We start from the raw sequence: 19,903 nt of genomic DNA, 5'->3' as shown, positions 1-19,903 counted from the left end.
AGAGACGATGGCAGCACACGATAAAAATGAACCGGTTTACATGATCGGAGTTGTTGCCGAACTAACCAATATGCATGCACAGACCATTCGTCTGTACGAGCGACTCGGATTAATAAAGCCGGTGCGGCGTAACAAAAATCGGCTCTACTCCCAGGCCGATGTGGAACGGCTGCTGCAAATTCGCCGTCTTACTCAGGATATGGGGGTGAATTTGGCCGGTGTAGAGGTCATCCTCGATCTCTTAAACCGACTTGAACAGGTTACCGCAGAAAGAGATGCCCTCTACAAACGTGCCACCGAGTTTGAAGCACGTGTGAAAGAGTTCCTATCAAAATACGGTGGCGAATTCCCTTGACTAGACAATCTGGAGCCGCTTCCCCCCGGCCGGCCTCTACCGGAGCTACTGCCACCACCGCTGAGACCGGAGATCAAGTCATTGGCTCCCCCTCCGATCGTTCTACCACCTCCGGCTAAGCCTCGAAGGCGCCCTGTCAAAGGTAAGCAGAACGCCCCCTCCGAATCGTAATAACTTAGAGTAGGGAGAGGCCGCAGGTGAGAGGAGGCCACCTCCCTTTCGGAGGAAACAATGGGCGTGCAGATACTGCTTACTGGTTTTGGGCCGTTTGGCGCCGTTATACACAACCCTTCACAGCGCCTGGTGCGCTATTTCGGAAGACATCCGGTGGAGGGAATTGGTCTTACGGCCATCACACTGCCTGTCTCCTACATACAGGCGCCCTGCACCGTTGAGGCGCTGGTTCGTCAACGCGCCGAAATAGGCCATCCGTTCGATTACATTCTCATGCTTGGCGTCGCTGCCAACTCCTCCTTCTGGCGCGTGGAGCGTAAGGCGCATAACTGGGTGTCCGACAAGCTCGATGTGGATGAAACGCGCCTAGCCCCCGGCCCTATCGCCCCAGAGGCTCCGGCAACTTTAGAGGCAACACTGCCCGTGCAACAGATTGTAGAGGCCCTGGAAAGGTGTGGCATTCCCGCATGCCTTTCTGACGATGCCGGCGACTATCTCTGCAACTACCTATTCTTCCGTGTGCTCCATTTGCTTCAGCAACTTCCCACTTCACCGCCGGCCGGGTTTCTACACATTCCTGCCGATGAATCTACCTTTCGCGTTCCGAGTCCACAGCATGCCCCTGGTTTTCCTTTTGAGCAACATGTTTTGGCCGTAGAAACAGTGCTGCGCACCCTAGCCTCCCTCTCAACGGTAAGGGGTACAGAAGCGGGTACAATTTTTGGCGGAAAGGAGATGAGAGATGAGCGTATCTGAATACGAAGCCCAAAAGGCGACGTGGCGAACGAAGGTGGGCCTGGCCGAAATGTTGAAGGGTGGCGTGATCATGGACGTGGTCAACGCCGAGCAGGCCGTCATTGCAGAAGAGGCGGGAGCGGTGGCCGTGATGGCCCTCGAGCGAGTGCCTGCCGACATACGAAAGCAGGGCGGTGTCGCTCGAATGTCCGACCCCAAGATGATCAAGGAGATCATGGAGGCCGTCACGATCCCGGTAATGGCCAAGTGCCGAATCGGGCATTTTGTAGAGGCCCAGATTCTTGAGGCCATTGGGGTGGATTTCATAGACGAAAGCGAGGTGCTAACCCCCGCAGATGAGGAGAACCACATTAACAAACATGCTTTTAAGGTTCCCTTCGTTTGCGGTTGCCGCGATTTAGGCGAGGCCTTACGACGTATTGGGGAGGGTGCCGCCATGATCCGCACCAAAGGCGAAGCAGGCACCGGCAACGTGGTCGAGGCGGTACGGCATATGCGTACGGTAATGCGTGACATTCGCCGTATTCAGTCGCTGCGAGAAGATGAGTTGATGGCCGTGGCAAAAGAGTTGCGTGCCCCTTACGAGTTGGTTGTTGAGGTGCACCGAACCGGTAAACTGCCCGTTCCTAACTTCTCCGCAGGAGGCATCGCGACTCCGGCCGATGCGGCGCTGATGATGCAGTTGGGTGCCGAAGCCGTGTTCGTGGGGTCTGGTATCTTCAAATCAGAAAACCCCAAAGCAAGAGCGCGCGCTATTGTGGATGCGGTAACCCACTATAACGATCCCAAAATTTTGGCCGAGATCTCTGAGGGCCTTGGCGAGCCAATGCCCAGTCTTGACATTCATACTTTAGAAGAGAAAGAGCTTCTCGCCACCCGCGGTTGGTAGAGGAATGCTGTAAAGCAAGAGAAAAATAGAGGGGCCGATCGGAGTTTCCGATCGGCCCCTTGCTGTTGCTAAACCTTTTATGCGATTTCGTCGGCTAGATCGAGTTGCTCCCACGGAAAATCTGGATTGCCAAAATGGCCGTTGCGGGCCGTTTCGATGTAGCGTACCCGGGCAGGGTTCAGCAACTGAAGCCGCTCGATCATGGCGCGAGGCCGCAGGTCTACCTTTTCTAGCACCCGCTTCACGATCTTTTCGTCGGGGATTTTGCCGGTACCGAAGGTATCCAACATAACGCTTACGGGCTGTGCCACGCCAATGGCGTAGGCAAGCTGAATCTCCACCCGGTCGGCTAGCCCGGCAGCCACAATGTTTTTGGCGATATAACGCGCCGTGTAGGCAGCAGAGCGGTCTACTTTGGACGGGTCTTTGCCTGAAAAGGCGCCGCCGCCGTGGCGCGCTGCACCACCGTAGGTGTCTACGATGATTTTCCTGCCGGTGACACCGGTGTCCGCTTGAGGCCCCCCAATGACGAAGCGTCCGGTTGGATTGATGAAATAATGGATGTTTCCATAATCATAGCGCTCGTAACGCTGAAGCACCGGCCCGATAACATAGTTGCATACTCGCTCCTTCACCTCTTCTTGAGAGATCGACTCGTCGTGTTGGGTAGAGACCACAATGGTATCTATGTGATGGGGGCGGCCTGCCTCATCGAGAGCGATCGTTACCTGCGCTTTCCCATCCGGTCGAAATCCCAGCTCGGGATGGCTGCGCCGTACGGTGGCGAGCTGGCGCGTGAGATCATGAGCGATGGTGATGGCCAGCGGCATAAGCTGCTCGGTTTCGCGCGTTGCATAACCAAACATCAACCCCTGGTCGCCGGCCCCTTGCTCGTTGGGGTCTTCGCGATCCACGCCCTGTGCGATGTCGGGCGATTGCTGTTGGATGGCGAGCATGACGCCGGTGGTGTGGCCGTCGAACCCATAGGCGGTGTTGGTATAGCCCACGTTGACAATGGTTTTGCGCACCACGTCGGCGATCTCCACATAGGCAGAGGTGGTAAGCTCTCCGGCAACAACACAGAGGCCTCGGGTAAGAAGGGTTTCAAGCGCGACGCGGGCGTTGGGGTCTTGCTCGATAAGGGCGTCGAGCACCGCATCGCTGATCTGATCGGCCAGCTTATCGGGATGGCCTTCCGTAACGCTTTCCGATGTAAACAGACGGAATTCGGACATAGTCTTTCGTTCCTTTCTTTAAGAGTCCGGCCGCAAAGCCGCACAAGCAAGCGAAAAGCCTCTTCCGCAGAGCAGAAGAGGCCGCAGGCGCGCCAGAAAAAGCGTTCTTTACCGGACGGACTCCTTAGAAAGTCCCTATGTCCCCATTCCGCGCGTGCAAGCCTCTTATCTGCGCAGTGGATGCCCAAGCATCCCTGCCCGGATTTAGCACCTGCCTGGCAGAAGAGCCAGGTGGTTGTTGCGGCGTCATCGGGCCGGCTCCCTCGACCGCTCTCGATAAGAAGCTTCTCGCTATGCTGTTGTTGAATCCAAAGGGATAATACTTCATTCGGGTCGTTTGTGTCAAGAAGGGGGCTAAGCGGAGTTAGGGGGATTGAGGTCATCCCGTGTCTCCGTTGGAGGTTCCACTTGAGAGCGGGCACGTCGTTTGGCCGCCATAAGTCGGGACAGCCCGCCCATTTCTTCTTTAGAGGAAACGATCTCTTCGCCCTCCTCCGGCTCTTTCAGAAGCACGGTTGGCTCTTCTCTCAACGGCTGTGGTGTCGGCTCTTCAGGGCGAGAGAAGACAACGGAGGGGCGCGACACCGGCGGTGTAGGAGGAGCCTCTTTGGAAGCGGCGTGTTGCATCGTTGATGGTTGCTCGCTGAAAGCGGCCTGTTTGGCCTTTTTAAGGCGTGAGAGACGCTTGCTTTCAACATCTTCCGCAGGCTTTCGCCGCCCACGCAGCCAGCTCCAGGCACGCTGTAACTCTTTGGCATCTATGGCGAGCCGGCGTAAGGCGATGTCTACCGGTAAAAGCAGCAAGGCTGCGGCCAAAAGCGGCAGGGTGAGGTCTACCGGACTGGCCTCCTCCGGCCGGTCGGCGCCGAAGATGGCCTGCGCAGGTGGGTTGAAACGTCCCAGGCCCAGTTCCGCCAGGCGACTGAGCAAGTAGCGGTTTGCATGTAGATCGCGATATTCTGCGGGGTAGGCGTTTACGAGATCGGTGGGCATAGAGACTAACTGGCTGCCGTTCGGTGTCTTATAGAGCACATTGATAGCGTAAGTGCCTGTATCTGGAGCGTCGAAGGTGCCCTCGTAGTGGCCGGGCGCCGTTTGCCGTAGTGGAATGTCGAAGGGCTTGGGAGGCGTTGGGCTGCCGTTATCGGGAGGAACGATATGCGCTCGAACTTTAAGATTATCTACAAAGCGCCCTTGGGTATCCACCGCATCGAGCGTGATGTGCCCAACGCCGTTTTCTTGGGTGGTTTGTAGGTCGTAGTCGTAGGCAGGGGAGGGGCGCATCGTCCAACGTACCGTTTGTGCCCAGAACTTGGCATAGCCCGGCCAGTGAAGCCACTGCGCCGCCCAACGCGCGCGGTCGTCCGACATGAACGCCACAGAACGTCCCAATCCATAGCGCCAACTGGCAAAAATGGGGTTGTTACGACCTGGGGAGGCATCGAGCAGCCCCAAAGTCGCCGTTGGTTTAAGCGAAACCACGTCGTAACCCAGCAGAGGCGGTGCGCTGTTCCAGTCAATGCCCTTGAGTGCCCCGCCGGTGTCTACCGGAGTGGGGTCGAAAGGCTCTTCGATAATAGGAGGTTGGCTTATGGTCTCTTGGTCTTTCAAAAGCAGTCGGGGCAGTTCTTGTGGGGAGTCGGCAACGTAGGCCTGACCGTGTCCGAGAAGGGCCATGACTTCCATATAGCGCTTGCCCATGGCATCGGCGCCGGTTGCGATGGTAGATACCGTAATCCCCTCAGAGGTAACTTTTTTGAATGCCGCCACCGTCTGTTTCTGATCCGCCTCGTAGATGGCATCACCATCTCCCAAAAAGATGATGTGTTTGATCTTGGCGTCGGTGTTGTTAAGTACACGGGCTGCTTCGAGCAAGAAGGGAATGTAGCTAGGTGGGTCGCCCATATTGGTGAGGTCTTGCATTTGGGCTTTAATGGCGTTGGGGTCGGTAACGTGCTGCATGGGGATGCGCCAGGTGCCGGCTGGGCTTTGCCCTTGGGTGGATTGGCCGAAATAGAATCCATTGCAGTCAAGCACTCCCAGCTGATCGATGGGTTCGAGAAGGTCTACAATGGCTTTGGCGGCTTCGATGGACATATTGACCGTGGTGGGAATTTCAAGGTCCTCAATCACGAGCGCTACGGCGACAGAGGGGAGGCGCTTCTGTTTCTTGATATCCATGCTAACCGGCAGCGCCTCTTCAATGGGGGTATGCCGATAGTAGCCGGCGCCAAAGCTCTGGTCACCACCCACCATTCCGAGGCCGATGCCGAAATCTCTACAGGCCGTTTGCAGGGCGCGCATTTGGGCCTCCGACAACTCGGTGGCCGAAACGTTGCTGAGGAAAATGCTGTCGAAGCCTTCTAACGAGGCGGCATCATTCGGCAAGGCCTGAGGCGGCGCGTAGGCAACGTCAATATTCTCTTTCCGAAGGGTTTGTTGCAGAAAGCCGGTGAGAGCCGGGCTATCTGCCACGTAGAGCAGCGTTGGCTTCCCGCGTACCCACACCAAGCCCTCCCCGCGGTTGTTTTCGGGGAAGGTGTCTTGGGGGGCATTCAGCGTAACGGTGTAGCGATAGGTTCCCGGATGAAGGATGGTTTGAGAAAACGAGATAAGATTTTTGCCGGGGTGAAGCGTTACATGCTTTTGAGGGGCGGCCAGTTCGCCGTTACGTAAAAGGACGAGCGTGGCGGGTTGCGTTGTGAGGCTCTCCACCACGGCACGCACGGCAAACGGCTCCCCGATCTTCACGCGACTGGGCAGAGCGAGGCGTTCTACCAATGCCTCCTGTTTGAGATGATGAGGAAGCACCACCGTATCGAGAAGGATGTGATTGGCTTGCAACTCGGATAGGGTGCCGAGGGCGTTGCCGTTCGTCTCATCTCCATCGGAGAGCAGCACGATTCGCTTGCCGGGGTTCCCTGGTATGCTGTTGAGGAGCGCCTTCGCTTCGCGCAAGGCGTCGGCGATGTTGGTGGCGTCTGTAGGGCCAGGCTCTTGCAGATAGTTCGTCGGAAAGGAGTGTGCCGGCAGCGCTTGAATGTGCGGCTCCCTGGCAAAGGTTATAAGGCCGGCCAAGTCCTGGGCGTGCATGCCCTTTTGCGCATTGGCAAGGTACTGCTTTGCCCATTCTAGGTCTTCGACAGGAATGGAGCGGGAGCTATCTATGGCGAAGATAACGGCCAGGCGATGCCCCCTTCGTACCCACTGAAAGCCGGCGAGGGCCAAGATCAGGAGCGTTACAAGGAGGCAGCGCACAAGCAGCGCGAAGCGCCGACGGCGGGGAGGCAGATCGGAGAGCGTGTTGCGACTGAGCCACACAAAGAAGAGGTAAAGCGGTGGCAGAAGGAGAAGCCAGAACCAGGTTGTGAATTGAAACGGCACGCTCTCAACCTCTTAACAAAGGGTTCATCCAAGACGCCCTGGGTACGCGATGAGCTACTCCGCACCGTTCTGTGGTTGCAGGAGGACTTTAATGGAGTCGCGCCCTGCTTGCACCATACGAAAGCCTTCTAGGTATCGTTCCAAAGGCAACTTATGCGTCACGATGCCGTCTGTTTTTAGCAAACCCCGATGCAGATAGTCGATCACTTTGGGGTAGCAACCCGGCCCCAAGTGCGCACCGTAGATATTTAGCTCTTTGGTGTCGCCGATGATCGTCCAGTCGGTGGTGGTTGGCTCTTTCATTACGGAGAACTCCACAAAGTTTCCCCCTTTACGGATAGCACGCAGGCCCTGGTTTACGGCATCGGGGTAGCCGGTGGCCTCGATATAGACATCGCAGCCATATCCTTCGGTGAGATCAAGAATCTCCTGCACCACATCGGTTTTATCCGGATTGAAGGTGCGGTCGGCACCTAAGTTTTGAGCCAACTGCAGTCGTTGGTCGCTTTTATCCACGGAGATAAGGCATCCTGGGTTTTTAAGGCGGGCGCAGGCGATCATGCCCAGCCCCAGCGGGCCGGCACCGGCGATGACCACCACATCGCCGAACTGAATTTGCGCTCGCTCCACGGCGTGCATCGAGCAGGCAAGCGGTTCGATGAGAGCCGCCTTTTCCACCGGCAGATCATCGGGCACTTTGTAAACGAGGGCGCGTTGAGGGAAGAGCATATACTCGGCCATCCCTCCTTGCGTGTAGGTATGGAATCCGTAGATATCATGGACGAGGCAGAGCCAGTAGCGGCCGGTGCGGCAGTAACGGCAGTTGCCACAGGGCACGATCTGTTCAGAAATCGCTCTATCGCCCACTTTAAGGCCGTGCCGCTCGGCAGCCCCTTCTCCCAAAGCAACAACCCGCCCGATGAACTCATGGCCGGCGGTAACCGGCGCTTGTACATACCCTTTACGGAAGGCATCGCCCCAAAAGAGGGGCGCGCCGATAAAGCATTTTACGTCGGACGCACAGATACCACATGCCTCCACGCGCACAAGAACTTCGCCGGGGCCGGGCATGGGAACCGGTACTTCCTCTAGACGATAATCTTCGGGGCCATGGCAGCGAACGGCCTGCATCGTTTTCGGTAGTTCGCCACTAGTAAAGACCATCTCTCCTGCGCTCCTTTCCTCACTACGTGCCCTCTGCTACTAAAGACGGTGACGAGACGATATTTGTTATCTTGGGTTTAGGGGGCACAGAAAACAGTTTCGTCTTTTAGCGCGAACTCTCCTGCTTTAAAGAAAGAGGAGCGGTTTATAAACCGCTCCTGTGGTCGTTCTCAGAAGGCAACGGTCTCTTTCTGTGTTAGGTCACTCTGCGTGAAACGCCTGCAGGTAGCTATGTGTTCTGTCGCCATAGCAAACCCACACGGTGTGGGTATGTGGGTCTACGGCAAGCGTGTGAGAGCCGCGATGGTCTTCCACGTTGCCGAGCAGCTTCAGGCCGGTGCTGGTCTCTTGAAGCACGGCCAAATAGCCGTTGCCACAGGCACAGTAGAGCCGCTTCAGACCGGTGTCGAACGCGATCTGGTCTACATAGCCGGAGCCAAAGCTAACGGAGGAGATAAGCTTTCCCGTTTTTATGTCTATCACTCCGGCTTTTCCCTCACCGGCGAAGAAAAGCCAGCCCCGCTTTGCATCCAATGCCTGACCGTGTGGCGACTCCACCGGCTCGGTAGACCATGTGGCCACAACCGTGTTTGTTGCCGGGTCTATGACCTGCACCTCATTAGCCGTTTTGATGTTTTGATAGAGCCGATGGGTTGCTGCATCGTACTCGATATACTCCGGAGCGCCGGCAATGGCGATGTTACCGGTCACTTTCTGATGATCAACATCTACCGTCCATAGCTCGGTGCCGTCATCGTGGGTTACGTAGAGGGTGCGGTTGTCCGGGTCGAACACGATATCGTCGGCGTTACCGGGGAGCGGTATCTCACCGAGTTTGTTCATGGTTTTGTAGTCGAAAATAACAACTTTTTGGTTGCCTCCTGCGGCGTAGAAGCGATTGCCGCTGTAGTCAATGGCGATGCCGTTGACCCTTCCATCGGTGTCGTACTCGGTGATGCGATTGTCTTTTACGGAAAGCATGGTAAGGCGGCCGGCGCCCGGATGGGAAGCGTAAACACGGTTGCCTCGCGCGTCAAAGAGCATGTAGTCGAAGCCACCTGAACTGTTGGGTACTTCCATAGGCGGTTGAGCGACGAGAGGCGATGTGCCTTTGGCCGTGGTGTGAACGGGCTTCAAGACGAGCCAACTGAGGCCTGCGCCGAGTACGATGAGTTTGCAGGTCGTGCGAAAGTGGTGATGCATGGCTAAAGAATCCTTTCTGGATAGGTGAATTTTTAAGGATGAGAAGAAGAGAAACAAGCAGAGCCGGCCCTGCTTGTTTCCTACCTAAAGAAGAGACTGTCGTTTACTTATCTTTGTTTCGCTGGATAATGGCCTGCCGGCGTGCCGTCATCGTGTTGAGAGTGCTGCTGCTCATTGCCGGTGTGGTGCGCATGCCTTGAGGAATGTCCGCCGAGTGACCACAGCCGCAGCAGAAGAGTGTGGCTAACAGCAGCAAAGCGCGCATTCTGTTTTTTCGCGTCATGGCGTGTGCCTCCCTTAAGGGTTCACCGTTGAGTGAGAGTAGAGGTCGTCCACCGCTTGAGTGCAGGTTTCTCCGTCGCTCTGGAGGGGATAGCTCGGGAAGACGGGCGTATTGCCGCCGATGGCGTAGTTGCCCACGGCATCGGGGCTATAGCAGAAATCGAAAGCATCCTGCTTATTGGCCGGCAAACCGACAAGTCCATAGCCGCTATATTCGGCAGCTACAAACTTAATGGTTTTGGCATGGCCGTCGGCAAAGCAGAAGCCGAGCATTTGCATATGGCGGATGTTGCTAGAGCTAAAGCCATCAGGGAGGGTACTGAAGATGTTATCCATGGTAATGGAGTAGGTAGGTGTGTCATAAGAATCGCCAAAGACCGCCAGGGAAGCCGGGTTAGCAAACTCGGCTATTTTTCTTCCGGGGCGGTAGGAGTTGCCGGGATTGCCGGGGTCTGGTTGGTCAGGCCCCACCACGCCATACCCCCCATCGCTTACCAGGCCTTGATTATAGCCGTAGCCGAGGCAGATATGGCGAGGGTTAATACCGTCTTCGCAGTAGGGGTGACCGTTCCTACGGAGAGGCCAATCGTTACGGTCGGGGCAGTAGAACATATCCACGTTCTTAATGTAGGGCTGCAGGATAACATAGTAATCCTGTATGATCAGCCCTCGTGGGTTGGTAGGCGTTACAATGCCGCCTGGTAGCCGAACATGTGAGACCATCGGCATGGTCTCGTCGTAGTCTTGCGTGTACATGATTGTGGCAGTGCCGATTTGCCGGAGGTTGCTGATGCAGGTGATGGCGCGCGCCTTTTCGCGCGCTTGCGCAAAAACGGGGAAGAGAATTGCTGCCAGTATCGCTATTATTGCGATAACCACAAGCAGCTCAATGAGGGTAAATCCGCGGTCGAGTCGTTTCATCGTATCTTCTCCTTTACCATAAGAGAGTTGGGGTGTTGGAAACCACAAATCAGCGGTTCCCACAAGGATCATTGTAAAACGCCTCAGGTTAAATTGGTGTTAAATTTCCATTAAGAAAGGGTTAAGAGATAGCCGTATCGGCCCATTCGTATCCCGGCTGTAAGAGAGCTGAGGCGACATTGGCAAGGGCTATTGGAGTGTTAGTGCCTCCTTCGGGTAAGATGTTAATGAGCGTTGAGCGGCCAGATTCGGAGGAAAATGAATGGATTTTGAAGAGGCGATAGCTTACATGTCGAGCCTCCTACGGTTCGGATGGAAGTTAGGGCTTGATCGTTTTGAGGCTTTGTGCGAACGCTTAGGGAATCCGCATCGGCGCTACCGGGTAATCCACATAACGGGCACAAAAGGCAAAGGCTCGACCACCGCGATGGCTGCAGCTATTTTACAGGAGGCAGGTTATCGTGTTGGCGGCTACTACTCGCCTTATGTGTACGACCCATGTGAGCGCGTGGTGTTGAACGGCGAGAAGATTCCCCGCGAGGATTTTGCGCGGTTGGTCACTCTCATACGCCCTTATATCGAGGAGCTGGCCCGCGGGCCGCACGGCCAAACTACCGAGTTTGAGCTAAAAACGGCGCTTGGGTTCTGCTACTTTGCGGAGCAGAAAGTGGACTGGGCCTGTGTAGAGGTTGGTTTGGGAGGGCGTTTGGATGCCACCAACATTGTGCAGCCCGACGCCACGGTGATCACCAACATCGGTCTCGATCACATGCATATTTTAGGCGACACCCATGCCAAAATCGCCGCCGAGAAGGCCGGCATCATTAAGTGCGGCATACCCTGTTTCACCGCCACCGATCATCCTGATGCTTTAGAGGTCATTCAACGCACAGCCCTTCAGAAAGAGGCCCCTCTGGCACGTGTTTTGCCCGGAAAAGCTTCACATCCTACTTACGATCCCACTCGAGTGATTTGGCAGTTGGAGGTCTCCGAGAGGGCGTCCGATTTAGAAAAACAGACGGCCCGTGTGACCATTGCGACACCGACCCGTCTCTATACAGAACTAGAGGTGCGAATGGACGGCATCTATCAACGCGCGAATGCCGCCTGTGCTGTGGCCGCTGTGGAGAGCGCGCTTTTGCATCAGGGAGTTCAACTTAACGAAGAGGCCGTACGAAGAGGCTTGGCACGCTGCACTCTTCCGGGGCGTATGGAGGTAACCAAGCTGACCAATCGGCGCTTTTTGGTGCGGGACGGCGCGCATAACGGCATGGCGGCGCAGGCGCTGCTAGGGCCTGTGGACGCCATTTACCGGCGCGAAAACCTAAAGCGCCTCCTCTTCGTTACCGGCATGTTAAGCGGTCATGACCCCGATGAGGTGCTTTCTCTTTTTGCTGCTAAGGCCGCTCATGTCTACTGTTCGCAACCCGACTGGAAGCGCGCCCTACCTAAAGAGCAGGTGGCCGAGGTGGCACGGCGATACTGCCCGTCGGTGACCATCCACCCCACCGTGCGGGACGCCCTACAGGCCGCATTAGACGATTCTCGTGCCGGCGACCTCATTCTCGTTACCGGCTCTTTCTACACCGTTGGTGAGGCGCGTATTGAGGAGATAGCCAGCGATCAGGTTCTCCATTAAGCCACCGGTGTTTGTAGGGCGAAATTGCGCGGCACAATATTCAAGCGGTAACGGCGCCAGTAGTACTTCAAATCCTCGTTCCGCCAGCCTTCGTATATCTGCTCCCAGCTTAACCGCCCGTAGTGTGGCATCAACGAATCTTCCACTATCGGTTGGGAAACGCCCTGGTAACGATAGTCGGCCGATATGCGTAGCCGGTTGGGGGTGCGATTCGGCAGGGCGCGATGGACGGTATAGCTATGAAAGAGCAGCACATCGCCCGCTTGCATGTCGCCGGCATGCCAGGTGAGGTTCAGCTTTTCCGTATCTACGCGCAGCCCTCCCGGCCCTGTTGCTGAATAGACCGGCATAAGCCCGAAACGATGCGAGCCGGCCAAAATCGCCAAGACCCCTAGCTCCACAGGGCAGTCGGTAAGGGGAATCCAGGCCGTGTAGGTTTCTGGTGTCCCTTGAATGAGCGGGTAGTCTTGATGGGGAGGCGTGCTGAAGAACTCGGCGGCAGGAAACACAATGCGCGCGATGTTACGGGGATGAACAAGCACGGTTTCTCCAACGAGGGCTTCCATAAGCTTTAGGAGTTCGGGGCGATGCGGGAGCGCATGAAAACTCTCCTGTTTTTGGAGTGGGTCGTAGACTTCCCACCAGGCGTCGCTGCCCTCTAAACGCGCCGAACCTTGAGCAAAGCCTTGTTGATCGGCCCATCCGTAGGTCTGGCATAACTCTAGGATGGTGGCATAGACCTCATGAACCACGTCCTTGGGGAGCAGCGAAGAGAGGTATAGATAACCCTCCTCCTGCATTTGGCGCCGCAAAGCCTCTGGGTTAGGCAAGAGGTCGCGGGAATCGCGAAAAGGATGAAACTCCTGTAAATCCGTCATAAGATGGCCCTCCTTAAGCGTAGCTGACGACAAACTTCCACAAGGCCATTTTCGTTTCCTGCTATTTTGTTTGTTTCAATCCTCACTGAGGGGGAGGGCGTCGGCCTTGAGGGGGAGGGTGCCCTACCCAAGAAAATCGCAAGATTTTCTGGGGACCCCTGTTATCGGCCTTGAAGAGCCGGAGAGACGCCTGTCCTTTCGAGCCAAAGGCGAGATGCACCCCTGTCATTTCGAGCCGTAGGCGAGAAATCTTGAGTTTCACTTCCCACCAGTTCTGCGGACAAGTGCGTGTACTTTGAGGGGTTGGGGGGGCAGCGGCTGTCCATCTCACGGTTCTAGAGGCAGTTAACAAAGCAAGCCTGCCTTGCTCGCCCCCTATCCCATCCTTTCCCCCGATTCGGGAGAAAGGGGGCGATTATGTTGAGTTTTCAAGGGAAAGGTTATCAAAGGAAGCCGTGTGCAGAGGGTACCCTTGAGGGAAAAGGCGCTGAGGGGGAGGGCGTCGGCCTTGAGAAAGGCGCAGTGCGCAGCACCGTCGGCCTTGACCCCGAAACGCCGGTGCCACCATCTCTGCACTCATAGGGTGCAAGAGAGATACCGGTTTCAATCCTCACCGACGCCGAAACGCCGGTGCCACGATTTTCGTATCGGCTAGTTAGGGTTCTGCCTACCTGGTTTCAATCCTCACCGACGCCGAAACGCCGGTGCCACCTGCATGGCGGGTTAGTGGGGTAAGCAGGTCTTTGTTTCAATCCTCACCGACGCCGAAACGCCGGTGCCACTTGAATGAGAGGAACACTGAAATGTATGTGTTGTGGGTTTCAATCCTCACCGACGCCGAAACGCCGGTGCCACTTCCAATGCCTCCATTGCCGCTCTGGAGTAAATGGGTTTCAATCCTCACCGACGCCGAAACGCCGGTGCCACAGCTCGTAGATTTTCTCCTGCGGCAGCGCTTGCGGGTTTCAATCCTCACCGACGCCGAAACGCCGGTGCCACGCCATCCCTGTTCTCCAGCCCTGCACGATGGCTGGAGATCGTTTCAATCCTCACCGACGCCGAAACGCCGGTGCCACACGTGAACTTTACCATCTCGTTCGGACAGAGTATGTTTCAATCCTCACCGACGCCGAAACGCCGGTGCCACACCCAAATCGTGATGGCTATGCGGGCACCAAACCGATGTTTCAATCCTCACCGACGCCGAAACGCCGGTGCCACCCGAACATGCTGCCCAAATCTGGGCAGCAGCAGAACAGTTTCAATCCTCACCGACGCCGAAACGCCGGTGCCACAGGGAGGGCTTTAGAGGAGGGAGAGGGCTAGCCGGCATGTTTCAATCCTCACCGACGCCGAAACGCCGGTGCCACGTAGCGCTCAATTAGCTCGCAGACGTCCATTGCAGACCGTTTCAATCCTCACCGACGCCGAAACGCCGGTGCCACAAATATATTGGGTTCCCTGCATGCCACATCGACCCCGTTTCAATCCTCACCGACGCCGAAACGCCGGTGCCACGCGGTGGTAACAGCTCAGCAGGAGGGAGCTCAGGAGGTTTCAATCCTCACCGACGCCGAAACGCCGGTGCCACAGGAGCAGCCCACCCATCTGCGGCAGCAGATCATAGAGCGCGTTTCAATCCTCACCGACGCCGAAACGCCGGTGCCACTCTCCTAATCGGGTAGTCCTTCTCTATCGCTATCCCGTTTCAATCCTCACCGACGCCGAAACGCCGGTGCCACGATATTGCGAGATTACATACGAGGGCGCATTACGTATGTTTCAATCCTCACCGACGCCGAAACGCCGGTGCCACGTACGGCTCGTACGATTCAAGACGCAACCACATCGAGTTTCAATCCTCACCGACGCCGAAACGCCGGTGCCACTCGCCTGGGCGGTTCAGATTCGCGAGAAGCTTCTCTCGGTTTCAATCCTCACCGACGCCGAAACGCCGGTGCCACTCGAAACCAATTTTTTTGAGATGTTCTGACAATAGCCAGTTTCAATCCTCACCGACGCCGAAACGCCGGTGCCACGAGGCTGCGCTGCTTATCGCTGATGTGCTCGGCGTTGCTATTGTTTCAATCCTCACCGACGCCGAAACGCCGGTGCCACGGTCAACTTACTCTCAAAACAAGGGCCACATACAACCCTTTTCCGAGGAAGTCAACAGCTATATTATAACACATTCTCTCATGCAAGTGCGCGGATCCCTCTCTCGAAACCACTTCACTTCCGATCCGCGCAACAAACAGAACATGACCGTTGTTCAAACCATATCCAAATAGAGGGGCAGGACAAGGCCCTGCCCCGACAACATTGACGCACATACCTGGCAGCGATTTGCAAACCACTCCTATTTCAACCCGGCACTCTGCTCTTAGCCTTAATTCGTTCTAGAAACCAAAAATCCCTTAGATCGTGAACGACCTAAGGGTTCGAGCCTACAACCAGAGCAGAAGTTAACTTGCGATGTGGCTCTCTTTGAGGTTCGACTCCACTTTCGCTCGTGTTTTCTGAAGGCTTGAAGCGCTGACGAAAGTGCCCAAGCAAGCATCGGCCAGCGGGAAGAACACGTTGAGGTTCTTCAGCATGTATTTGTGGTGAATGCGATGGTGCTCTTTCACAAAAGTGAAGGGCCAGCGATTTTCAAACCAGCGATTACCAGGGATGTGCATGCAGTAGTGGAAGTATTCGTAGATAGCATAGTAGGTAGTGACGGCTGCCAGCCCACCCCACAAACTTTGCCAGCCCGTGAGCGCTTGAACCGTCCAGAAGAGGGGGGCATGGAAGGCCAGGAAGAGGACAAGGGCAAACCAGTTCATGGCCACATGGTCTTTCTCTTGACCCTCTTGCCACTCGTAGGATTCAGGCTCATATTTGTAGCGCTGATGGTGAACAAGCTGATGCGCACGGAACGTGCTTTTGACGAAACGCGGCGAATGGAACAGGTACCGATGAAACGCCCACTCGAAAAAGCTTCCATAAAGGAAGTAGAAGACGAAGGCGAGCGCCTCCTGCCCCACGAAGTTCCAATTCATAAAGGTGTTTTTCCCTCTCTATTTCCACAGCATCGACGCCCACAGAAGGTTTCGGGGAGCGATGCATACTCATTATACTCGGTTGCGCCCCTAGATGTTAGCCGGTTGGGAAGAAAAGAGCGGCTTTCCACTAGCGGCTCAGCTCCCGAGCAGAAACATTGTACCTGAAATAATAGGCATAAACCGCTCTTTTCCGTATAGGTGGTGGGCTTCCCAACAAGAAGTGGAAATATCTTGACCACCTTGCTGCATGAATTGAGGCACCTAACACCAAAAAGCCCTCTTTCCTAAAGAGGCAGAGGGCTGAGTTGGTGGGGGAAAGAGTGGCAACTAATGGGCGCCGGAGCCGGTGAGGACGGCCGGAATGGTTTGGAGTAGAATTTTCAAGTCAGTAAGGAAGGACATGTTTTCGATGTAGGCCAGGTCAAGCTCAACCCAGCGATCAAAACTGATGTTACTGCGTCCGCTCACCTGCCAAAGGCAGGTGAGGCCGGGAAGAACGGCCAAACGTTGGCGGGCCTGTTCATTGTACTGTTCAACCTCGCTGGGGATGGGAGGGCGTGGGCCTACAATGGACATGTCGCCTTTTAGCACATTGATGAGTTGCGGTAGTTCGTCAATGCTAAGTTTACGTAGAATAGCGCCTACGGGGGTCACCCGGGGGTCGCGTTTCATCTTGAACACGGGACCTTTGGCCTCATTCAGGTGCAGCAGTTGCTGTTTCTTCTGTTCCGCATCTACGCACATCGAGCGGAACTTATAGCACCAGAAATAGCGCCCGCCCTTGCCGACGCGCACCTGTCGGAAAATGATGGGGCCCGGTGAGGTAAGGCGAATGAGAAGCGCTGCAAGCAGCATAATCGGGGAGAAAAGGATGAGCGCAAGCAAGGCAACGACAATATCGAAGATACGCTTTAGGCGTGCGTAAGGCACCTCTTTGCAGGGAAAACGCGGATCGACGTAGTCCTTAGCAAAACGGTAGGTCTCTTGCTCATAAGAGGGTCGAAAAGCGTAAGACCGGGCTTTTTGGCTCTCTGTCGATTCCGTACGTTCCTCTGGAACAGTAACGAATGGCGAGGCATCGTTTCGACTCATTACTCCCATCCTAAACTTTCCTCCGCACGCTATCTAGTTCTGTTCGATACGCTCTCACTAAACCTTAATGCAATTTCCGTGCCAAATTCACACGTAAAGCGGTCATTTTGGGGAAATTTCAGAAAAATTTTTTCTTGCGTCTCTTCTGCGGCCAAAAACCCGCCTCAACTACGCCAAAAACAGTTAGTTTTCGGCAGTCGTGCTCTTTTTCTTTAGAGAAGGATTCGGAAGCGGAGGAATTTAACAGGACCCATTTGACAGTGGACGGACGTGAAGGGTACAATGCATATACTGTGTGAGGCTTGAGAGCATAGCTCAGTTGGTAGAGCAACGCCCTTTTAAGGCGTGGGCCCTGGGTTCGAATCCCAGTGCTCTCAGAAACGATAACGCGGAAGGGGAAACCCTTCCGCGTTCACTTTACGTCGCCTTTGCTATATCTCAATCCCCGGCACGGGGAAATTCCCACCGGTACAGAGGGCACGCACCTCCTCGCGAACCTCTCTTAGCTTGGTCTCGTCGAATCGGTACTCTCCTCCCACTTTCGTACAGGCGGCCGCCACGCGGTCCATCCAATCCGCGATCTGCACCATCTGCTCTTCCTTGAAACCGCGGGTGGTGACGGCGGGAGTGCCGATGCGAAGGCCGGAGGGGGAGAAGGGCTTGCGTGGGTCGTTCGGAACCGAGTTAAAGTTGGTCTCGATGCCCGCCATATAGAGCGCCTTGGCAAAGGGTTTGCCCGGAATTTTGCGAGAGCGCATAACATCTATGAGGATGAGATGGTTATCTGTGCCGCCCGTTACCAGCACAAAGCCTCTATCTAGCAGGGCCTGCGCAAGCGCCTTAGCGTTCTTTACGATCTGGTGTGCGTAGACACGAAACTCCTCGGTGGCTGCCTCCGCAAAGCAGACGGCGAGTGCCGCCATGGTGTTACCATGCGGGCCGCCCTGAAGACCGGGGAAGACAGCTTTATCTATGCGGTCAGGCAGGCGTTGCGACGGATCGTCCTTCATCGGCTCGTCTTTGCATAGGATGAAACCGCCTCGCGGGCCGCGAATCGCTTTATGCGAGGTGGAGGTAACCACATGTGCGTAGGGGACGGGGTCTGGGTGCACACCGCCAATAATGAGGCCGTTGATGTGCGCGATGTCGGCCACGAGATAGGCATCCACTTCGTCGGCAATGGCGCGGAATCGCGCAAAGTCCCAATAGCGTGGATAGGCGGTACCACCTGCAAAGATCACTTTGGGGCGCACGCGCTTCGCAATGGCGAGTATCTCGTCGTAATCCAGCATTCCCGTTTCGGGGTCCATGCCCGTAACGCCCTGCTCTTCGTTGTAGCCGTAGAAATGAGACTTGTAGAGCATCCCGCTGAAGTTGACGTTCCACCCGTGGGTGAGATGGCCGCCGCTTGGAAGGTGCATTCCGAGCACACTGTCGCCGGGGCGCATAAGGGCGAGATAGGCCGCCTGATTGGCCGGTGATCCGCTGAGCGGTTGCACGTTAGCGTGGTCAGCTTTAAAGAGCTGCTTTAGGCGTTCGCGTGCCAGCTCTTCTACAGCATCTATGATCTCGTTGCCTTCGTAATAGCGTTTCCCGGGATAGCCCTCCGAATATTTGTTGCAAAAGGGGGTGGCCATCGCCTGCATAACGGCTGCGGAGGTGTAGTTTTCCGAAGGGATGAGACGCACGATCTCGGTTTGTCGTTGCACTTCGCGCAGGATGAGATCGTACAGCGCCGGATCGGTCGCACGAACAGCCTCGAAGGCGGATGCCGTTGTGAGCAGGGGTTTTTCGAGGCGCTCGGAGGTTTCAGCAGGCAACATTGAGAGACTCCCTTTCCAAAGCAAAATAGCGACAAAGAGCCAAACCGGCTTTTGTCTGTTTCATGAAAACATAGCAAGGAGACCCCTGCGTTTACGCAGAGGAGGAATTGCTATCCGCATCAGCACGATTGTTTCAGCCATCGTGGCGTCAAAATAACTCCTTGCACTCCTTTCCGCTTTCGTTGGCGAACCGAGAGTATTTGCGGTATAATACTCTCGGTAAACTACTGCTGCCTTTAGGTAGCAGTTTTGCTCTGGCGCTACCACTGTGCTCTTGAAGCAACACCGGTAGCCGAGCAGTACGACCAGTTTACAGCGACCAGACGGGCAATATTGCCCGCCGCGAGACCATAGAGAGACATCAAAAGCCTTATCTGCGTGCTTAGCACGCTTCGTGCATTCGGTCTTGAATAAGAGTATACCCGATTATTCGCTAACTATCAACAACGAAAGGAGGGGACGCTTCCTCTGTCGCCTTTAAGCGACAGTCTCCGAGCCTAAACGTTTAATGAACCAAGACTATCGAAAATCAGGCAATCGCGTTCACAATCTAAACCTGCGCATCGTCTTCTGTCCGAAGTACTGCCGTAAGTGCTTGACAGGCGAAGTAGCAACACGCTGTGACGAGTTGTTGCGCGAAAAGTGCGCCGAACTGGACTGCGAAGGGTCGGCTCTGGAAATCATGCCCGACCACGTACACCTGTTCGTCGCTGTCACCCCCGACCTCGCACCTAATCACATTGTCGCGCAGGTGAAAGGATACATCTCTCGCGTATTGAGGCGGGAGTTTCCCCACCTGCTCAAAATGCTGTCTCTGTGGACGCGCTCCTACTACGTGGGCGCAGTCGGTCACGTCTCGCAAACGGTCGTGCAAGCCGCTATCGAGAACCAGAAGGGCAAGTAGTTGAAAGTCACGTTGCGCCTGAAACTGCATGTAGACCCCGCCACCCAAACGGCTCTACAGGAAACGCTCTTGCAGTTTACAGACTGCTTCAACGCCGTATGCACTTACGGATGGGAGCAGAACGAGCGCAACGGAACCCGACTGCACCAGGCGACCT

16 protein-coding genes, 1 tRNA gene, 1 CRISPR repeat array and 1 riboswitch are annotated in these 19,903 nt (G+C 55.7%); of the genes, 7 read left to right on the top strand and 10 right to left on the bottom strand.

Features of this window, described 5'->3' with window-relative positions; all coding sequences use genetic code 11:
* Positions 1-7: 7 nt before the first annotated feature.
* From VKV18_RS04755 to pdxS, 3 genes are all read left to right on the top strand, one after another.
* Positions 8-355: a MerR family transcriptional regulator gene (locus tag VKV18_RS04755; protein ID WP_324203080.1), complete on the top strand. Its 348-nt coding sequence runs from the start codon at positions 8-10 to the stop codon at positions 353-355.
* 231 nt (positions 356-586) lie between these two features.
* Complete coding sequence (locus tag VKV18_RS04750; protein WP_324203079.1) at positions 587-1,285, top strand: hypothetical protein; 699 nt, start codon at positions 587-589, stop codon at positions 1,283-1,285.
* Positions 1,272-2,174, top strand: coding sequence for a pyridoxal 5'-phosphate synthase lyase subunit PdxS (gene pdxS, locus VKV18_RS04745; protein WP_324199746.1), 903 nt, complete (start codon positions 1,272-1,274; stop codon positions 2,172-2,174). The genes VKV18_RS04750 and pdxS overlap by 14 nt, the downstream gene beginning before the upstream one ends.
* A 77-nt stretch (positions 2,175-2,251) precedes the next feature.
* On the opposite strand, the gene metK is transcribed toward pdxS, so the two are convergent.
* The 6 genes from metK to VKV18_RS04715 all read right to left on the bottom strand — a co-directional run bounded on the left by metK (position 2,252) and on the right by VKV18_RS04715 (position 10,363).
* Positions 2,252-3,409 (bottom strand): methionine adenosyltransferase, encoded by a 1,158-nt coding sequence (gene metK, locus VKV18_RS04740; RefSeq protein WP_324203078.1) that lies wholly within the window; start codon positions 3,407-3,409, stop codon positions 2,252-2,254.
* Positions 3,410-3,571: 162 nt separating this feature from the next.
* Positions 3,572-3,692: riboswitch (SAM riboswitch) on the bottom strand.
* Between the two features lie 71 nt (positions 3,693-3,763).
* On the bottom strand, positions 3,764-6,793 hold the full coding sequence (locus tag VKV18_RS04735; protein ID WP_324203077.1) for a glutamine amidotransferase: 3,030 nt from the start codon (positions 6,791-6,793) through the stop codon (positions 3,764-3,766).
* Positions 6,794-6,847: 54 nt separating this feature from the next.
* The gene (locus VKV18_RS04730; protein WP_324203076.1) at positions 6,848-7,957 is read right to left on the bottom strand and encodes an alcohol dehydrogenase catalytic domain-containing protein; all 1,110 of its coding nucleotides are present in this window, start codon (positions 7,955-7,957) and stop codon (positions 6,848-6,850) included.
* Between the two features lie 201 nt (positions 7,958-8,158).
* Positions 8,159-9,160, bottom strand: a complete 1,002-nt coding sequence (locus VKV18_RS04725) for a YncE family protein (protein WP_324203075.1) — start codon at positions 9,158-9,160, stop codon at positions 8,159-8,161.
* A gap of 103 nt (positions 9,161-9,263) precedes the next feature.
* Positions 9,264-9,443 (bottom strand): hypothetical protein, encoded by a 180-nt coding sequence (locus VKV18_RS04720; protein WP_324203074.1) that lies wholly within the window; start codon positions 9,441-9,443, stop codon positions 9,264-9,266.
* Between the two features lie 14 nt (positions 9,444-9,457).
* Positions 9,458-10,363 carry a prepilin-type N-terminal cleavage/methylation domain-containing protein gene (locus tag VKV18_RS04715; RefSeq protein WP_324203073.1) on the bottom strand — a complete coding sequence of 302 codons (906 nt, stop codon included), beginning with the start codon at positions 10,361-10,363 and terminating at the stop codon, positions 9,458-9,460.
* Between the two features lie 262 nt (positions 10,364-10,625).
* On the opposite strand from VKV18_RS04715, the gene VKV18_RS04710 reads away from it, so the two are divergent.
* On the top strand, positions 10,626-12,002 hold the full coding sequence (locus VKV18_RS04710; RefSeq protein ID WP_324203072.1) for a folylpolyglutamate synthase/dihydrofolate synthase family protein: 1,377 nt from the start codon (positions 10,626-10,628) through the stop codon (positions 12,000-12,002).
* On the opposite strand, the gene VKV18_RS04705 is transcribed toward VKV18_RS04710, so the two are convergent.
* Entirely contained in the window at positions 11,999-12,880 is an 882-nt protein-coding gene (locus tag VKV18_RS04705) for a phytanoyl-CoA dioxygenase family protein (RefSeq protein WP_324203071.1), read from the bottom strand. The genes VKV18_RS04710 and VKV18_RS04705 overlap by 4 nt on opposite strands.
* Positions 12,881-13,297: 417 nt before the next feature.
* Between VKV18_RS04705 and VKV18_RS15930 the strand changes: the two genes are divergently transcribed.
* Positions 13,298-13,462 (top strand): hypothetical protein, encoded by a 165-nt coding sequence (locus VKV18_RS15930; protein ID WP_414647179.1) that lies wholly within the window; start codon positions 13,298-13,300, stop codon positions 13,460-13,462.
* Positions 13,463-13,480: 18 nt separating this feature from the next.
* Positions 13,481-14,998: direct repeats of the CRISPR family, unit length 37 nt; unit sequence GTTTCAATCCTCACCGACGCCGAAACGCCGGTGCCAC.
* Between the two features lie 347 nt (positions 14,999-15,345).
* Here the strand turns inward: VKV18_RS15930 and VKV18_RS04700 are convergent.
* Together VKV18_RS04700 and VKV18_RS04695 are read right to left on the bottom strand one after the other, a co-directional pair.
* The gene (locus tag VKV18_RS04700; RefSeq protein WP_324203070.1) at positions 15,346-15,924 is read right to left on the bottom strand and encodes a hypothetical protein; all 579 of its coding nucleotides are present in this window, start codon (positions 15,922-15,924) and stop codon (positions 15,346-15,348) included.
* Between the two features lie 330 nt (positions 15,925-16,254).
* The gene (locus tag VKV18_RS04695; protein ID WP_324203069.1) at positions 16,255-17,019 is read right to left on the bottom strand and encodes a sugar transferase; all 765 of its coding nucleotides are present in this window, start codon (positions 17,017-17,019) and stop codon (positions 16,255-16,257) included.
* A 304-nt stretch (positions 17,020-17,323) separates the two neighbouring features.
* Between VKV18_RS04695 and VKV18_RS04690 the strand changes: the two genes are divergently transcribed.
* Positions 17,324-17,396, top strand: a tRNA-Lys gene (locus VKV18_RS04690).
* Positions 17,397-17,450: 54 nt separating this feature from the next.
* Here VKV18_RS04690 and glyA read toward each other — a convergent pair.
* A complete protein-coding gene (gene glyA / locus VKV18_RS04685; RefSeq protein WP_324203068.1) occupies positions 17,451-18,842 on the bottom strand; it encodes a serine hydroxymethyltransferase in 1,392 nt (463 codons plus the stop codon).
* A 508-nt stretch (positions 18,843-19,350) separates the two neighbouring features.
* On the opposite strand from glyA, the gene tnpA reads away from it, so the two are divergent.
* Positions 19,351-19,746 carry an IS200/IS605 family transposase gene (gene tnpA, locus VKV18_RS04680; protein WP_324203067.1) on the top strand — a complete coding sequence of 132 codons (396 nt, stop codon included), beginning with the start codon at positions 19,351-19,353 and terminating at the stop codon, positions 19,744-19,746.
* The last annotated feature ends 157 nt before the right edge of the window (positions 19,747-19,903 follow it).

The organism is Chthonomonas sp., assembly GCF_035294505.1.
Classification (GTDB): Bacteria; Armatimonadota; Chthonomonadetes; order Chthonomonadales; family Chthonomonadaceae; genus Chthonomonas.
Note: the sequence above shows the minus strand (reverse complement) of the source record. Positions and strands in the feature narration are given on the sequence as shown.

Coding starts and splice junctions, on each gene's coding strand:
- pdxS (WP_324199746.1), top strand. CDS start 1,272: ATGAGCGTATCTGAATACGAAGCCCAAAAGGCGACGTGGCGAACGAAG.
- VKV18_RS04755 (WP_324203080.1), top strand. CDS start 8: ATGGCAGCACACGATAAAAATGAACCGGTTTACATGATCGGAGTTGTT.
- glyA (WP_324203068.1), bottom strand. CDS start 18,842: ATGTTGCCTGCTGAAACCTCCGAGCGCCTCGAAAAACCCCTGCTCACA.
- VKV18_RS04730 (WP_324203076.1), bottom strand. CDS start 7,957: ATGGTCTTTACTAGTGGCGAACTACCGAAAACGATGCAGGCCGTTCGC.
- VKV18_RS04715 (WP_324203073.1), bottom strand. CDS start 10,363: ATGAAACGACTCGACCGCGGATTTACCCTCATTGAGCTGCTTGTGGTT.
- VKV18_RS04700 (WP_324203070.1), bottom strand. CDS start 15,924: ATGAATTGGAACTTCGTGGGGCAGGAGGCGCTCGCCTTCGTCTTCTAC.
- VKV18_RS04725 (WP_324203075.1), bottom strand. CDS start 9,160: ATGCATCACCACTTTCGCACGACCTGCAAACTCATCGTACTCGGCGCA.
- VKV18_RS04695 (WP_324203069.1), bottom strand. CDS start 17,019: ATGAGTCGAAACGATGCCTCGCCATTCGTTACTGTTCCAGAGGAACGT.
- VKV18_RS04710 (WP_324203072.1), top strand. CDS start 10,626: ATGGATTTTGAAGAGGCGATAGCTTACATGTCGAGCCTCCTACGGTTC.
- VKV18_RS04750 (WP_324203079.1), top strand. CDS start 587: ATGGGCGTGCAGATACTGCTTACTGGTTTTGGGCCGTTTGGCGCCGTT.
- VKV18_RS15930 (WP_414647179.1), top strand. CDS start 13,298: ATGTTGAGTTTTCAAGGGAAAGGTTATCAAAGGAAGCCGTGTGCAGAG.
- VKV18_RS04705 (WP_324203071.1), bottom strand. CDS start 12,880: ATGACGGATTTACAGGAGTTTCATCCTTTTCGCGATTCCCGCGACCTC.
- tnpA (WP_324203067.1), top strand. CDS start 19,351: ATGAACCAAGACTATCGAAAATCAGGCAATCGCGTTCACAATCTAAAC.
- VKV18_RS04720 (WP_324203074.1), bottom strand. CDS start 9,443: ATGACGCGAAAAAACAGAATGCGCGCTTTGCTGCTGTTAGCCACACTC.
- metK (WP_324203078.1), bottom strand. CDS start 3,409: ATGTCCGAATTCCGTCTGTTTACATCGGAAAGCGTTACGGAAGGCCAT.